14 protein-coding genes and 1 tRNA gene are annotated in these 15,667 nt (G+C 36.3%); 6 read left to right on the top strand and 9 right to left on the bottom strand.

The window, feature by feature from the left end; translation table 11 throughout:
- The first annotated feature begins 165 nt into the window (after positions 1-165).
- Positions 166-239: transfer RNA gene (locus PZE06_RS14915), tRNA-Arg, on the top strand.
- A gap of 291 nt (positions 240-530) precedes the next feature.
- On the opposite strand, the gene PZE06_RS14910 is transcribed toward PZE06_RS14915, so the two are convergent.
- Both PZE06_RS14910 and PZE06_RS14905 read right to left on the bottom strand, forming a co-directional pair.
- Positions 531-791 (bottom strand): PIN domain-containing protein, encoded by a 261-nt coding sequence (locus PZE06_RS14910; RefSeq protein WP_150916787.1) that lies wholly within the window; start codon positions 789-791, stop codon positions 531-533.
- A gap of 198 nt (positions 792-989) precedes the next feature.
- Complete coding sequence (locus PZE06_RS14905) at positions 990-1,148, bottom strand: hypothetical protein (RefSeq protein ID WP_191963238.1); 159 nt, start codon at positions 1,146-1,148, stop codon at positions 990-992.
- A gap of 275 nt (positions 1,149-1,423) precedes the next feature.
- Between PZE06_RS14905 and PZE06_RS14900 the strand changes: the two genes are divergently transcribed.
- From PZE06_RS14900 to galE, 4 genes are all read left to right on the top strand, one after another.
- Positions 1,424-1,864, top strand: a complete 441-nt coding sequence (locus tag PZE06_RS14900) for a hypothetical protein (RefSeq protein WP_150916785.1) — start codon at positions 1,424-1,426, stop codon at positions 1,862-1,864.
- 149 nt (positions 1,865-2,013) lie between these two features.
- Entirely contained in the window at positions 2,014-2,214 is a 201-nt protein-coding gene (locus tag PZE06_RS14895) for a hypothetical protein (RefSeq protein WP_150916783.1), read from the top strand.
- Positions 2,215-2,336: 122 nt separating this feature from the next.
- Positions 2,337-2,834 carry a GNAT family N-acetyltransferase gene (locus PZE06_RS14890; RefSeq protein WP_150916781.1) on the top strand — a complete coding sequence of 166 codons (498 nt, stop codon included), beginning with the start codon at positions 2,337-2,339 and terminating at the stop codon, positions 2,832-2,834.
- Positions 2,835-2,966: 132 nt separating this feature from the next.
- Positions 2,967-3,962, top strand: a complete 996-nt coding sequence (galE, locus tag PZE06_RS14885; RefSeq protein ID WP_150916779.1) for a UDP-glucose 4-epimerase GalE — start codon at positions 2,967-2,969, stop codon at positions 3,960-3,962.
- Positions 3,963-4,181: 219 nt separating this feature from the next.
- Here the strand turns inward: galE and glf are convergent, their stop codons facing one another.
- The 7 genes from glf to PZE06_RS14850 form a co-directional block, all read right to left on the bottom strand.
- Positions 4,182-5,288 (bottom strand): UDP-galactopyranose mutase, encoded by a 1,107-nt coding sequence (gene glf, locus PZE06_RS14880; protein WP_150916777.1) that lies wholly within the window; start codon positions 5,286-5,288, stop codon positions 4,182-4,184.
- A gap of 81 nt (positions 5,289-5,369) precedes the next feature.
- Positions 5,370-6,386 carry a glycosyltransferase family 2 protein gene (locus PZE06_RS14875; RefSeq protein ID WP_150916775.1) on the bottom strand — a complete coding sequence of 339 codons (1,017 nt, stop codon included), beginning with the start codon at positions 6,384-6,386 and terminating at the stop codon, positions 5,370-5,372.
- A gap of 14 nt (positions 6,387-6,400) precedes the next feature.
- Positions 6,401-7,036, bottom strand: a complete 636-nt coding sequence (locus PZE06_RS14870) for a hypothetical protein (RefSeq protein WP_150916773.1) — start codon at positions 7,034-7,036, stop codon at positions 6,401-6,403.
- A 6-nt stretch (positions 7,037-7,042) separates the two neighbouring features.
- A complete protein-coding gene (locus PZE06_RS14865) occupies positions 7,043-9,490 on the bottom strand; it encodes a glycoside hydrolase family 3 C-terminal domain-containing protein (protein WP_150916772.1) in 2,448 nt (815 codons plus the stop codon).
- A 136-nt stretch (positions 9,491-9,626) separates the two neighbouring features.
- Positions 9,627-12,347, bottom strand: a complete 2,721-nt coding sequence (locus PZE06_RS14860; protein WP_150916769.1) for a glycoside hydrolase family 3 N-terminal domain-containing protein — start codon at positions 12,345-12,347, stop codon at positions 9,627-9,629.
- A gap of 316 nt (positions 12,348-12,663) precedes the next feature.
- Positions 12,664-13,971 carry a GHKL domain-containing protein gene (locus PZE06_RS14855; RefSeq protein ID WP_225310700.1) on the bottom strand — a complete coding sequence of 436 codons (1,308 nt, stop codon included), beginning with the start codon at positions 13,969-13,971 and terminating at the stop codon, positions 12,664-12,666.
- Entirely contained in the window at positions 13,968-14,678 is a 711-nt protein-coding gene (locus PZE06_RS14850) for a LytR/AlgR family response regulator transcription factor (RefSeq protein WP_150916767.1), read from the bottom strand. Before PZE06_RS14850 ends, PZE06_RS14855 begins: the two co-directional genes overlap by 4 nt.
- 535 nt (positions 14,679-15,213) lie before the next feature.
- On the opposite strand from PZE06_RS14850, the gene PZE06_RS14845 reads away from it, so the two are divergent.
- Positions 15,214-15,666, top strand: coding sequence for a hypothetical protein (locus PZE06_RS14845; RefSeq protein WP_150916765.1), 453 nt, complete (start codon positions 15,214-15,216; stop codon positions 15,664-15,666).
- Position 15,667 lies beyond the last annotated feature (1 nt).

Raw genomic sequence — 15,667 nt, 5'->3', positions numbered from 1 at the left:
TATTTCAATATGTCCCAGTAGCTCAGCAGGATAGAGCACGTTCGAGTCCGCTTCTTTGATTTTTCTACAGCGTACTGATTGAGTCGCTCCTTGAGTGTGCTTTCTGAAATCAGGACGACAGTTTCCTTTTGTGTGAGTAAATTATCATAAATATTATTTCAATATGTCCCAGTAGCTCAGCAGGATAGAGCAACAGTTTCCTAAACTGTAGGTCGGGGGTTCGAATCCCTCCTGGGACGTCCTGTATGTTTTAAAGTGTTTTAACGAAAAACGCCAACCCCAATTGTATCAAGGGATTGACGTTTTTTATTTTTCTCAAAATCCTGATGAAACTGAAGTTTTTGATTCTATTTTGCATTTTTCGCATTTGATTTTTAGGTTTCAATTAGTTGCTCAGATGATTAATATTCGCATTCTAATTTTTTGAAATCTTTTTTATCCCATGTAAGTACAGGGAGATTTTCTTTTGATTTTACACTTAGTAATGCGTCGGCAAAATCAACGTTTTTTTCTGCAAAAACTTTTAATGCTTAAATTGAAATACTTTCTTCTACTTCCATTATTTCTGCGTCTAAAATTTCTAACAAATATTCGCTTATCAAATGTTTATCTAACTTGTAGAATGACTTTAACGGCCAATAACATTCTGCGATAACTATTGTTGATATAATTAGTTCTGTTTGATTCGTTTCTAATCTTTTAATTAAGTTCTGTATTGCTTGAAAATTTTTTTCATTATCTTTTGTGAGGATTCTAATTAATATATTTGTGTCAACAAGAAACTTATTCATTATCTCCTAAAATGTCCTCTCTATAGAATTTCTCAGCAACATCTTTTTGTGCTACTTCTCTCATTATTTCAATATCAATTGGTTTCTCAATTTTTATTTTTCCTATGATTTCACTGAGTTTCTTTTTTTGATCGGTTTTAGATTAAAAGAATCATTTGTTTCTTTTTATCCAGAATATGGATATAACCAAAGAATGACTCAGGTAATGTTACCTAAATTTTTATCTACTTCTACCTTTTCGTTTCTCCCTGTTTTATTATCCATTTTCCTGCTGGATTCATTTTGTTTAGCTTCTTGCTTACCGCCGCTGGCAGCGAGAATCATTATAGTCGCTAAAAGTATCATTAATGTTATCAAGTATTGCTACCAAAGCATATGTACATAATGAAAAATTTAAAGTTACAAATCACCTACATATTAGTGCTTACGTCAGGGAATTTTATCCTTAACGAGGAAAATATAATTTCTTTATTAATCACTTTGCTATTGAATCGTTTTTGTCATTACAGCTGCTAATATAAAATCGTTTTTATTTACATTTTTAAATGCCAAAATTTCGTTTTTAACTTGAAGTACACAATTAAAAAATGAACGAACTCTAGTTGGATCCCAATTTAGGAGGAAGTGCAACCATGGCAATTAATTTCATTCGAGTTTTATTAATTTCTTCTTTAGGGAGCTTATATTTTATTCCTCGAAAAACAATTAAGCGATTTTTGCCAGTAACTACTCTGTCACTATTAATCACAATGACCATTAATTTTATTGGAGCACACTTTAATTTATTTAAAGTTAAAGGCGGAATCTCAAATAAAATCATTAATATCTTGTCTCTTGTTTTGTGTGGTTTTTCTGTTGCTACAATTTGGACATTCAAATTAACATACGGGAAATTTTGGTTATATTTACTGACAAATTTATTGCAAAATTTGCTTTTTTCATTTCCATTAATAACTTTTTTTGAAAAAACACAATTTCTTAACTATGTGAAGTTTTCCCGGTATCACCATTTATACCTCTCAATGGCAATGGCTTTATTTTTATATGGTTATCAAAAATTTATTGATAAGTAAGAGCCAAGAGTTTAATACAGACTCAAATTCGTATTTTAAAACCTAAATTTTTCACTTTTTTCTGACAAACACCTATATTTTTAATTATTGTTTATATGCCAAGCACTTGAAAGCATAAAATTAGGAATAACAAAAAAGGCGGAGTGCGAGTGAAGACATCTAATCATAAATTTATTTTTTACACCATTGAAGGTTCTAAAATAAAATCAATCTTTACGTATGATATTATGTTAGGAACAACCCTTTATTATGTTTTTAAAGCGCTTTTTTCAATTGAAATTCTTTCATTAATTGGTTGTATCGTTGGAACAGAAGCTGTGAAAAGATTACGAAACTACAAATTTACTTAAAATTAGGTTTCCTCTCTATCCTAGCTCCGTATTTGCCTCCGCTTAGTCTCACTTATTTCACACTCCCTTGTCTCAAAAGCGCTTTTTTCGTATAATTGACCATAAAATAAGGGGAGACAGATATGATCATTAGAAAAATTGAAGCAAGCGATGCCGACCAATTTCTGAAGCTATGTAAACAATTAGATGTAGAGTCAAAATTTATGATGTTGGAGCCACAGGAAAGAAACACTACAGTAGCACAGCAAGAAGAAGCGATAAAAAATATGCACAAAGACGGTTTGTCCGTTATTTTTGTTTGTGAGATTGATGGAAAGATAGTCGGTCATCTTACAGCAAATCGAGAAAATTATACAAGAATGAAGCATAGTGCGTATATTGTGATCGGAATCCTTAAAAACTTCACCGGTAAAGGAATAGGGACGCAATTATTCAAAGAGTTAGAGATATGGGCATCTCAGCACCGGATTCACAGACTCGAACTGACAGTGATGTGTCACAATACGCCCGGTATTGCACTTTATAAGAAAATGGGTTTTGAAATTGAAGGCGTGAAAAAACATTCTTTAAAAGTCGATCAGCAGTTTATAGATGAATACTATATGGCAAAATTATTGTAAGCTCCACTTTGCTCCTCCAAACAATGCTCACTCATCTCATGAAACTCGGCTTCACCCAAATTGCCTCTCGCTTCAATCTATATTAAACTTTTATTAACAATACAAGATGATAAAATCGGAGGAATTTGAAATATGAGTGTGTTGGTTTTAGGTGGGGCTGGTTATATAGGCTCTCATGCCGTTTATCAATTAATTGACCAAGGTGAAGAGGTTGTCGTTGTTGATAATCTCGAGACAGGGCATGAAGAAGCGGTTCATCCAAAAGCAAAATTTTATAAAGGGGACATTCGTCATCTTGAGTTCCTACGATCCGTGTTCGAAGAAGAAACGATTGATGCGGTTCTCCATTTTGCAGCCCATTCTTTAGTCGGAGAATCGATGGAAGTTCCACTTAAATACTTTGATAACAATGTTTATGGAACACAAGTTTTGCTTCAAGTAATGAACGAGTATGATGTAAGGAAAATTGTCTTTTCTTCCACTGCAGCTACTTACGGTGAACCCAAGGCTATTCCCATTTCAGAAACGATGCCGACGAACCCGACGAATACATATGGAGAAACAAAACGGATGATGGAAAGAATCATGAGCTGGGTCGAGAAAGCACATGGAATCAATTATGTTTCCTTACGCTATTTCAACGTAGCTGGCGCTAGAGAATCTGGAGAAATCGGAGAAGATCATTTTCCCGAAACTCATTTAATCCCGCTCCTGCTCCAAACAGCACTTGGGCAGCGACCACATATTACCATCTTTGGGGAGGATTATGACACTGCAGACGGGACATGCATCCGTGATTACATTCATGTAGAAGATCTCATTGCTGCCCACCTCTTAGCATTGACATATTTAAGAGAAGGTGGAAAAAGTGATATTTTTAATCTTGGTAGTAGCCAAGGTTTCTCTGTCAAAGAAATGATTGATACGGCAAGACAAATCACAGGTAAAGAGATTCCCGCTTTGTCAGGACCACGCAGAGCTGGCGATCCTAGTATTTTAATTGCAAGTTCAGAAAAAGCGCAGCAAGTGTTAGGCTGGACTCCTGTCCGCACCTCCATCACGAAAATTATGGAAGATGCTTGGAGGTGGCATTCTACACATCCAAACGGCTATCTAAAAGAGAAATAGCTTGATGATCCACTATAATTTAGGAATGACATGCCTCTAATCATAAGTGTTGCACAACTCAAATAAGTATGTATCGGAGATTTTTGTGATATATCGGCGGAAAATTGATTTTATCGGCGTTTATGGTGATATATCGGTGAAAAAATAAATATATCAGCGGATCCACCTTAACTGTTGAAAAAGCTGTGGCAAAATGGCGTTAACACAGCTTTTTCGTGGTTAATTTAACTCTTTTTTTACTACAGACAAAGCAGCAGCTATCACCTGATGCATATCATAGTACTTATACATCCCTAATCGGCCACCAAAAATGACTTGTGGTTGTTCGTCGGCAAGTTTGGCATACTGCCTAAATATCTCATTGTTTCGGGTATCGTTCATTGGATAATAAGGCTCATCGCCCATCTCCCATGTTTTCGGATATTCTCTCGTGATGACGGTTTTCGGCTGATTGCCAAATTCAAAATGCTTATGCTCAATAATTCGTGTATACGGGGTTTTGGCGTCCGTATAATTCACGACCGCATTCCCTTGATAGTTTTCCTGATCTAAAACGGATGTTTCAAATTGTAGACTGCGATATTCTAATTGGCCAAACTGATAATCAAAAAATTGGTCAATCATGCCCGTATAAACAATTTTCGAATGATCTTTTAAATATTCCGCTTTATTCGCAAAGAAATCCTTATTCACTTCCACCTCGATTTTCTCGCTGGAGAGCATTTTCTCAATAATTTGTGTATAGCCTCCGATCGGAATCCCTTGGTAGCGATCGTTAAAGTAATTATTATCATAAGTAAATCGCACAGGAAGACGTTTAATAATAAACGCAGGTAGCTTGGCTGCTTTTCTCCCCCACTGTTTTTCTGTATAACCCTTAATCAGCTTTTCATAAATATCAATCCCCACTAAGGAAATAGCCTGTTCCTCTAAATTGGTAGGGTTCTCGATATTGGCTTCTTTTCTTTGTTCCTCAATTTTTGCCTTTGCCTCTTCAGGAGTCGTAACGCCCCATAATTTATGAAAGGTGTTCATATTAAAGGGCAAGTTATAAATCTCCCCGCGGAAATTTGCAATAGGACTATTCGTATATCGGTTAAACTCGGCAAACTGATTGACATAGTCCCATATTGCTTTATCATTCGTATGAAAAATATGTGCCCCATATTTATGCACGTTGATCCCTGCGATATTTTCCGTATAAATATTCCCACCAATATGCGCTCTTTTTTCAATTACTTTTACTTTTTTTCCTTTTTTGGCTGCCTCATAAGCGAACGTACTGCCAAACAAACCAGAACCGACAACTAAATAATCAAAACTCATACTAATATTCCTCCAACCAATAATTAAGCAAAAATAGCTCTCTATGAGATTCTTTCATAGAAAGCTATTTTTATATGAACATTAATTGAATCCAACCAATTTCTGTGATATTTTATAGGCTCCTACTGAAATACTGCGTCCAAACCTACCTGGTAAATTCATTAAGTGCCCCATCATACCATAACGAATATCATGATACAACTCTGAGTCTTTTTCCTTAATATAGTTCCATAAATCTTTTTTCTTCTGGATATTTTCGGCTGTCCCAGAGCGGATCAAAAGGATTGCCGATACAACTGTAACAATTTCAAGATGATGGAATAAATACTGGCGCAAATTTGGATTTTTAATTGTGCTTAATGGAATCGTATCGATCATCAACTTATTCACTTTAATCTGTTGGTCAATTCTTTTAATCATGATCTTTTCTTGAACTGACTGGTCTTCTCTGCCAATATAGTATCTATAAAACTCCACATTCATATAGTACATCGTCTTAACATAGTTAAGAGGAACATAGACAAATAAATTGTCAACATAAAAAGTATGCTTCGGTAACTCTAACCCGCAGTCTCTTAACAATTGTGTTCGATATATGAGCGAGTGCATTAAAAGATACTGTCCTTTGCGAAATGGCACTATATCGTCCCAAGTGAAAACTTCTCCAATTGGCAGCACATTTTCATATTTCATCACTTTCTTGTACTTTGCGCCTTCTTTTTCATAAACGAAATTGCTAATCAGCATGTCGATCGTTTGATTTTCTGCTGTAAATTCTTGCAGCTGATGCAATATTTTCAGATAAGCTCTCGTATCAACCCAATCATCGCTGTCAACCACCTTCAAATATAAGCCAGTTGCATGACGAATACCTGCATTTACAGCTTCCCCATGTCCACCGTTCTCCTGATGAATCGCCCTGATGATTGAAGGATATTTTTTAGCATACTCATCTGCAATTAAAGCGGTATTATCAGATGAGCCATCATTCACTATCAGCAGTTCAACACTTTCACCACCAGGCAAAAGAGATTCTATGCAATATCTCATATAGGCTTCTGAATTATAGCAAGGAATTACCACTGATAATAATTTCATTACTCGCACTTCCTTTACTTGACCTCGTTTTCAGGCTCTTGCTTGAAAATAATTTTAAAAATCGGAAAGAACACCCAGAATGAAATAGCACTATTGATAATCATCGTTATAACATCTGCCGTTGTTTCCCCGACTGCTCCCCAGCCCCAAGTATTCATCAATAGGTTGTAAATTGGAGCTTTGTAAAAGCCTTGTGCTGCCGCTGCCCCTATTGTTATGACAATATAGGCAACTAAGTACCAAAAAGCAGCTTTCCAAATATTACTGTTTGATTTAAATGTAATACTTCTTTGGGCAAAAAAGTTAATGACTTGGGCAATAGCGATCGTAATCTGCACCGCAAGGAAATAAGCAAGACCGCCGCCGCCACCGGCAGCAAGGGCTCCAGCGGCATAGTCAAAAACGTAATATGGACTGCCGTCAAAATTGTGACCAAACTGCAATACTTGAAAATTTGTAGTGACTAAGGCTGTCTTCGCGAAAATACTCTTAAAAACAGGCATTAATACTAACTGTAACACGGTTATCCCATTGCTTAACATAAAGAATACAAGGAACTGGGCAATATTAGGATGTTTTTCTTTATAATTGTTCCAAAATCCTACTGTCCTAGCAAGAACTTTATTATTTTTGTTATCCAGGTTGCTCATTCTATTCTACATCTCCTTCTCCACTCTTGCTAGGGGCTGTTCTATCTTTATCTTTTTTTTCATCTTTTTTCTTTCTCTTAACACATGTCTCAAGCCTTTAAAAAACTGACCATTAACAATCATTAAAATACCATCTAACATCGGCATATTGATGATTCCTCCAGTCATTCTCGCTACACCTCTAAACGGCATATGATAGACTGACATCATAATTAAATTAGCTGTACTTCGTTTCCCAATTTTCCATAAAAACTTATGGGCAAAAGTAATGGCATGAAAGGCAAATCTTGCAAAAGTACCCTTTGCGTACTGGCACTGGGCAATCGTATCATTGTATCCAAGCGGACGGGTGCGATCCCATTTCGAGGCTGGGGCTTTATAGCCTAGCAGCTCCTCAAATTCCTCCACGCTCACATTATTCGCTTTACCAGAGTAGTAGCTAGGTAGCTTCATTTTCTCATACGGAAGTGGTGCACCTGTACCTGCAACAAAATGAGAATCTACTAAGCGAATATCTTCGCTTGATGCACCAATCATAATCTCATACTCAGCTTCTTCAATTTCCCATTTATTTGTCTTTATATTGAAATAACGGAATGTTTTGTCATCAAACGGGATCAAGACCGTTTTCGTTTCACCGGCATTCAAAAATACTTTCGCAAAGCCTTTTAACTCTTTTTTCGGTCTAAAAATATCTGTCGACTTACATCCTACGTATAGCTGAGCTACTTCCATCCCAGCCATCTCCCCAGAATTCGTTATGTTAAACGTAACTCCTTCGGTTGTGACATGGATATTTGTATACTCAAAGCTTGTATAACTGAGTCCAAATCCAAACGGGAAAAGAACATCCACATTTGCCGTATCATAATAACGATAGCCGATATAAAGACTTTCTCGATATTCTACACTAACTTCTTTCCCCGGAAAGTTGTGATAAGAAGGGGTATCCTCATAACGAAGTGGATACGTTTCTGCTAATTTCCCCGAAGGATTTACAACACCGGTAAGAACTCGAAGAATTGCCTTCGTTCCAGCCTGTCCAGCTAAGTATCCATGAACCAACCCTTTCACCTTATCAATCCACGGCATTTCTACTGCTGCTCCACATGAAAGAACGACAATTATATTTTCATTCACTTCATGCAAAGCCGATAATAAATCAACTTGATTCTGCGGTATCTTCATGTTTTGTCTATCTAAGCCTTCCGCTTCGGTTACTTCATCAAGACCCATATATAAAAGAACAACATCTGCCTCTTTCGCAAGTGCACATGCTTTATTTATCTTCTTCCAACTATTTTTCCCGTAACGATCAAATCCTGGTTCATAACCAATGCTTGTAATCCCCGAATCGTTAACGCAATCCAATGTATTATCAAGTCGCGTTGGATTAACGATTGATGACCCTGCCCCTTGATAGCGTGGATTATGGGCAAAATCGCCAATAATGGCAACCTTTTTATCCTTTTGCAGCGGTAAAATATGGTCGTCATTTTTTAGCAGTACGATCGACTCTTCAGCAGCTTTTTGGGCGAGCTTATGATGTTCCTCAACATCGAATTCTCTCTGTGGTTGTTTGTAGACCTCTTCGGTTGTAAAAATTAACTCTAATAATCGATCTACACATTCATCTAAGACTTCTTCTTTTAGATTGCCACTCTTAATGGCAGCGATTATTTCTTCGTTTGTTTCACCTGCTGTCGTTGGCATCTCCAGCTCATTACCGGCAATCAGTCCTGCTACACGATCATTGCTGCCACCCCAATCCGTCACAACAACTCCATCAAATCCCCATTCATCACGGAGAATTTCGCGCATTAAGTGGATATTTTCATTGGTATAGGCGCCATTTAGCATATTGTAAGCAGACATAACTGTTTTTGTTTTGCCTTCTTTTATGGCGATTTCAAATGCTGTTAAGTAAATTTCCCGCAGTGTCCGTTCGTCAACAATCGTATCAATTGACATCCGTCTTTCTTCCTGATTGTTTACGGCAAAATGTTTCACACAAGCTGATATTCCGTGGGATTGGATTCCTCTAATCATGCTTGCAGCCAGCTTACCTGCTAGATATGGATCTTCACTAAAATATTCGAAGTTTCTCCCAGCAAGTGGATTTCTCTTCATATTGATCCCTGGACCAAGAAGGACATTCACTTTTTGGGCAAGTGCTTCTTTTCCTAAATAATCTCCTATTGTTTCTCCTAGTTCAACATTCCAACTATTTGCTATTGTTGCAGCAGTCGGATAACAAGTTGCTGGAATACTTTCATTTAATCCCAAATGATCTGCAGCAGCAGCCTGTTTGCGAATTCCATGAGGTCCATCGGCTAAAAAAATGCTGTTAATGCCGAGACGCTCTATGTCCATCGTTTGCCAGAAATCTTTACCCGACATTAAAGATGCTTTTTCTTCTAAAGTCATTTTATTTACTAGGTCTTTGTATTTCATTTTCATACCTCATTTATATCTTCGGCGGTACTCCCATTTTAGGAAGTACCGCCGAAATAAATTAATAAAAGTTATACGTGCTATCACAGCTTAAAACATTTATTTCATCTTTTTTGAAATCACTGCTGTCTATAATTTATTCATGATCCATTTTCCAAGTTCTAGAAACTGCATAAAGTACATTTTTACTCGCTCTATATAAGTTTTTAGTCATATTAATCTCAGTTTCTGGATTTTGAGCGGCCTCTAACATATCCTTATTTTGGCCCGCTCCTCCTTGCCATACTGCCATCGCGTCTAAGGTTACATCTCCACCTGCTTGAAGCATTTGCAATACATTCATGTGCCCATACATATTCGCATCAGTAATGACAAGACCTTTAAAGCCCCATTCATTTCTTAACACTTCAGTAAGAAGCCCTTCATGTCCACCAGCCCATGTTAATCCAATATAGTTAAAGGATGACATGACCCCAAGACTTCCACCTTCTTTAACAGCAAGTTCAAATGGTTTTAAATAAATTTCTCTAATCGCTTGTTCATTAGACCATGTAAAAAGTTGATTACGAACCCCTTTCTCACGTTCATTAAGTGCAAAATGCTTAATATAAGTGATGACACCCTTGTCAGTAGCGCCTTTTACCACTTGTGCGGCAATCTTACCGGAAAGAACTCCATCCTCACTATAGTATTCAAAATTTCTACCATTAAATGGTGTTCTATGAATATTCATTGCAGGCGAGTACCAACCACTATAACCAAATGCTTGTGCTTCAGTACCAACACTCGTTCCCATTAAATGACCAGCATCCTGATTCCATGTAGCAGCCGTTATTCCTGGTGAAGGATACGTAACCCCTACTCCTTCAACTCCCATTATCGGCCCAGAGTAAATATTGGAAGCGATTGCCATTGAACCATCAGGTTGTAGTGTTTTGGGAACCCCTAGTCTTTCAAGTTCAAGCAATTGATAAGCTCCGGTTCCACTAAGGTTAGTCATTTCCTCTAGCGTTAATTGTGAAAGAAATTCATCCCACTTCGGATCATCATACTCAACATCTACCATATCGGAAAGCATAATTGTTTTATCCAAATTCTGTCCATATTTTGGCATATCCTCTGACGTAAGCCCTAATTCTTTATCAGTCGGTAATTCGAACGACATAGCATCAAGTATTTCTTGTGTTGCAGTAAAGTCAGACTCTTGTGGTCCAGTAAATGCACGACTTTCTTGATTCCATTCTCTTGTTAAATAATCGTCAATATGATAAGCATCATCAAAATGATTCGTAGCTACCTGTTGATCTGAAAGCCTCTTACCATCGTTCTCGTCATTATAAACAATTGCCTTATCAAGAGCGTATATTTCTGAATCAAGTTTTGTATGAGCATCATCCATCAGCATGATCTCATAATCACCCGCTTCAAGGACATACGCTTTATTCTCCTTATAATCGTAAGATGCCATATCCTCTACATTAAACTCGAGTGAATATATTTCTGTTGCTCCTGGTTCAATTTCATTTGTTTTTTTGAATTCAACAAGATTTACTGTTGATTTTTCAATAGCACCTGTATAAGGCGGGTTATAATAAATTTGAATCGCATCTTTACCTGCTATATCTCCTGTGTTCTTGACCGCAACACGTAAAGTAATCACATCATCATCTACATTCATTTCGATGATTTCTTTTTCAAATGTTGTATAGCTTAAGCCGTGACCGAACGGAAATACAACATCAGCATCATAGTTATAACTCTCATCGGTAGCATGACGCGTTTCATAATATTTATATCCTACATAAATTCCTTCGTGAAGCTGATTAAAATACCCAAATTCCTCAGGAGCATTTGTATAATGATTTAAACTATCCGACCATTTTCCATCATCATCTATTTCCATATAATTGTTGGCCGCAGGCATACTCATGACATCAGCAATCCATGTATCAACTAAATGACCTGAAGGATTTACCTTACCATTTAAAATTCTAGCCAAAGATTTTGTCCCTGTTTCTCCAGGATATCCGATCCAAATAACACTCTTAATTGCAGGATAATCCTTTAAAAAGTCAAGTTCCATAACATTCGCTGAATTAATCACTAAAATTACATTCTCAAAATTGGACCCGACAACATCAACCATATCTTTTTCTTCCGCTGTAAGTTGAAGTTCTTTCGGACCTAGTTCAACCATTTCTCCTCCACCACGACCTACTACAATCATAGCAGTGTCAGAGAATTCCTTTGCATGATCTATTAAGGATTTTCCATCATTGTATAAAGAAGTATCTTCGTATGCACTTTTAGGGATCTCTGGCAGAATAAGATTCGTTGCTTCTCCTAAAATCTCTGAGTCGCTCTTATTCTTTGGTGCAGAAGTTTCTTCGATTGAAACTTTTCCTTTTTTGTAAAAATTGTAGTGAAGATATAACAAGTCTTGATTTAATTCAAAGTTTCCATCACTACTTTGAAGAGCATCTTCAAGCTTAACAGCACTTGTAACGTCTGTTGCTGTTGATCCACCTGAATTAAATAAAGTTACGACAGATCTTGTGCCGAATACATTAATTTTTGCTTTTTCCTTTTCAGAGGTTTTAATTGGAAGGAGATTATCGTTATTTTGCATTAACACAAATCCCTCATCCGTAATTTTTTCAATGGATTCAATTGCCGTTGAATAAGACAATTTTTGCTCTTCTGTATCAGGCTTAAATTTAGCTAATAGCCAATAACCTGATGAGGTAATTACAAACCCATATAACAGAATCCCACCGAGTAAAACAACAAGTGCACTTAAAGCGATGAGTATGTTTCTTTTTTTCTTACTCATCTTTACTTTTTCGGTTTTTTCCATATAAATGCTCCCCTTTAATATTGCTTTTTCTTTCATCACCAACAATGACTACGCTTACATCAATAACAAAATGGCAGAAATATTGACATAGTCATATAGGAATTCAATAGAAAACGCTTGCTTATCAAATTCCCTTAAACTATCTCTTCCTATTGCTTCACTTCGAAATGTTAACACATTTTTTCAGAGATGTTACAGAGCCTGCACAAACTGTTAGATTTTTTGCATGAACTGTAAGCATAAAAAATAAGAAAGCCTGAATAGGCATCTTAACCCATCCAAGCCAAATTATTTTTTAGACAAATCATTTATTCCTTTATGTCAATTGAGGCATTAATATTTTTAATTCAAACCATTGATCTTTCTTCGCTACATTGACAACACCGTTGTATTTTTGCACGGAATAGCGAATACTTTTTAAGCCGTAACCATGGTTAAATGTATCTAGCTTCGTCGTTGTCGGCAATCCACCTTCAAGATTAAGTTCTCCTTCAAAGTAATTTTCAAAGCGGATCATAATGAACCCCTTTTGAGAAAAAAGCGAAACATGGATTAATCTCTTTTCCCGATCAGCAATTTTTTGCACATACTCAATCGCATTATCAAGGGCGTTCCCAAATATCGTACAAATATCGATGACGTCCATCCCATTCAACAATGAACCATCTGCAACACAAGTTAATGTAATCCCATTCTTGATACAGTGCATATTTTTACTGGTGAGCACAGTATCCAACACTTGGTTTCCTGTTTTATTTTGAGCTTCATACGCCTTAATTTCATTTTCCATTTGCGTCAAAAATGCATTTCGTTTCTCCGGATCTTCCTCAGCTCTTAATGCAATAATCTGATTTTTTAAATCATGATACTTATAATTAATCATTTCAATACTTTCTCTCGATTGCTGGTATTGTACGTATTGATTTTGAAGGATATCGTTTACTGCTTTTAACTCATGCTTAATCCTTAAGTCGTTTAATTGAATATGGTAGGCATATAATATGGAAAAACCCCCCAAGTCTACTAATGTACGAATATTAAATATCTCCTGAGCATACTGTCCACTAAACGGGGTACGAGACGATACAAAGCTTAAATTACTAATTCCAAAAACAGCAACTCCGATTAAAACTGTTGACCATAGTTCCCCCTGTCTAATATTTAGCTTTCCTTCGTCCGGTATATGACGTTTTTCTAAAAACCAGATAAACAAGAATAAAAGTGCAAAAATAACAACCAAAAGAGTTAAATCTAAAATCAAACGATTTCCTTCTCCACCTACAAAAAAGAAATGCACTTGCCACTCTAATGAGGCAACAAATTCTGCTGCCACAAATGCTCTTACGCTAAAATAACCTACTTCTAATGGATTGATGTCGCAACACATATAAATGAATAAATACATGATTCCGATCGCGACAATCATACACGGAATCCAAAAGACAATCGGCAAATCTTTTGTAACGATTAAAAAAACAGACTGAAGAATGAGAATTCCAGCTGCAAAAGAATAAAACTTCCATCCGCTCAGCCTCTTCTTTAAAACAGAAATATAAATCATGCAAGCAATCCATTCAGCCAACGCTGTATAAAACCGTGGAATATCGGGAATGACATCAATCACTTGATCACCTCACCCCAATAATGGGACAATGCTTCCATAAATGCCTTTTTTCTATTTCGACTTATAAGAAGTTCCTTCCCCTTCACAATGGCACAATTATCGTTCATTCCTTCTACATGCTCCAAATTAATCAAATAGCCTTTATTCCCACGAAAGAAATGAAAGCTAGATAACTGTTTTTCTAATTCCTTTAACGTTCCTGAAGTAATAAAATCTCCTGCCTTGGAAGAAAAAATAAGGTTATGCCCCTGGCTTTCAACATAATAAATATCGGAAATTTTAAACCGTTGTATGCCCCCTTTTACCTTTATTGTAAGATGCTGCGTTTCCCTTTTCTTCATTCGTTCTGCCGCCCGATGTAATCGCTGAGAAAATTGGAAATACGAAATCGGTTTCAAAACATAATCTAGCGCATCAACCGCATAGCCTTTGATCGCATACTGCGCCAAATTCGTAATAAAAATAATGACTACTTCCGAATCCTTATTTCGAATTTCCTCTGCTGCGGACATGCCATCCATAAATGGCATTTGTATATCCATTAAAATGATGTCAAATTGCGCCTGATAGTTTTCAACAAATTCATCGCCGTCAGTATAGGTTTCAATTTCAATTTTTTCGCCCCTGTCTTGCTCAAACCTGCGAAGAAACTCGAGCAACTGTTCTTGATAATTCATTTCGTCTTCGACTACTGCAATTCGTATCATTTTATCCCTCCTTTATAAAAAGGTCATTTTATATGAAGCTAAGAACAATTTATTTTAAAATTTGGTACTAATCCAATATGGTTATGTACATACATTACATAATCAGCCAATCTTTTGAATATAGACGAGCGCCTAAGGACGCCATTTAGAAATTGACTATACTAATTATAAAAGGATTCTACTATATCACGAAAGCCTTCAATTATAATAAACTATCGTTCCTTTTGCCTATTATAAGACAAGAATACCTTTTTAGCATCTAGAGCTGCTAAATCTTTTTTAACAGGAAAAACGTTATACCATGAACGACCATATCATAAGAAACAGCTGGATCACCATGCAACTTATTTCGCTTATAACCAACAATAGCAATTTTTGATTCTTTGATTGCAGGATCACGTAGTCAATAAAGCGAAAACAAGGCCTAGTCCATACCTAAACAAAAATTAAATTGCCAAAACGCTCAAAATAAAAGATAATAACTTTAGTACTCCATAAACCATAAATAGAAAAAATTACCAATCAGGTGATCTATATGAACACAGCTAATATTTATTTTGAAATTAGCGATCTTGAATACACAGATAGTGGTTACCGTATTTCCGTGTCTTATTCCTTTTGGAAGCCGCTTATGAACTATATTTTAGCTATGTCTGATTCGTTAGAAATTAGATGCTGGAATGATGAAAAAGAAGTGATAAATGAGTTAAAGGAAAGATTCTTGACGGAGCTTGTCTATAAAGTGGATCGGAATGAAACGGTATATTCCGGAGCATTAACACCAAAGATCACAGAATATCTTACTTCTAATTTTCTTGGCGATGAAAACCAGCTAAAATGGTTTTCCTTATTCTTCCGTAGAAAAGGTTGTTTCTTTTTTTCCTCTGAACATAATGGGACCGAATTTGTTGGTTATGATTTAAATCCAGACCAAATTGAAGCCATAAAAAGACTAATACCTAACAATATAAACTTTCATACATGGTAAT

It is taken from the genome of Robertmurraya sp. DFI.2.37 (genome assembly GCF_029211245.1).
Lineage (GTDB): Bacteria > Bacillota > Bacilli > Bacillales > Cytobacillaceae > Robertmurraya > Robertmurraya methanolica_A.
The sequence above is the reverse complement of the archived record's forward strand: the minus strand, read 5'-3'. Positions and strand labels throughout refer to the sequence as shown.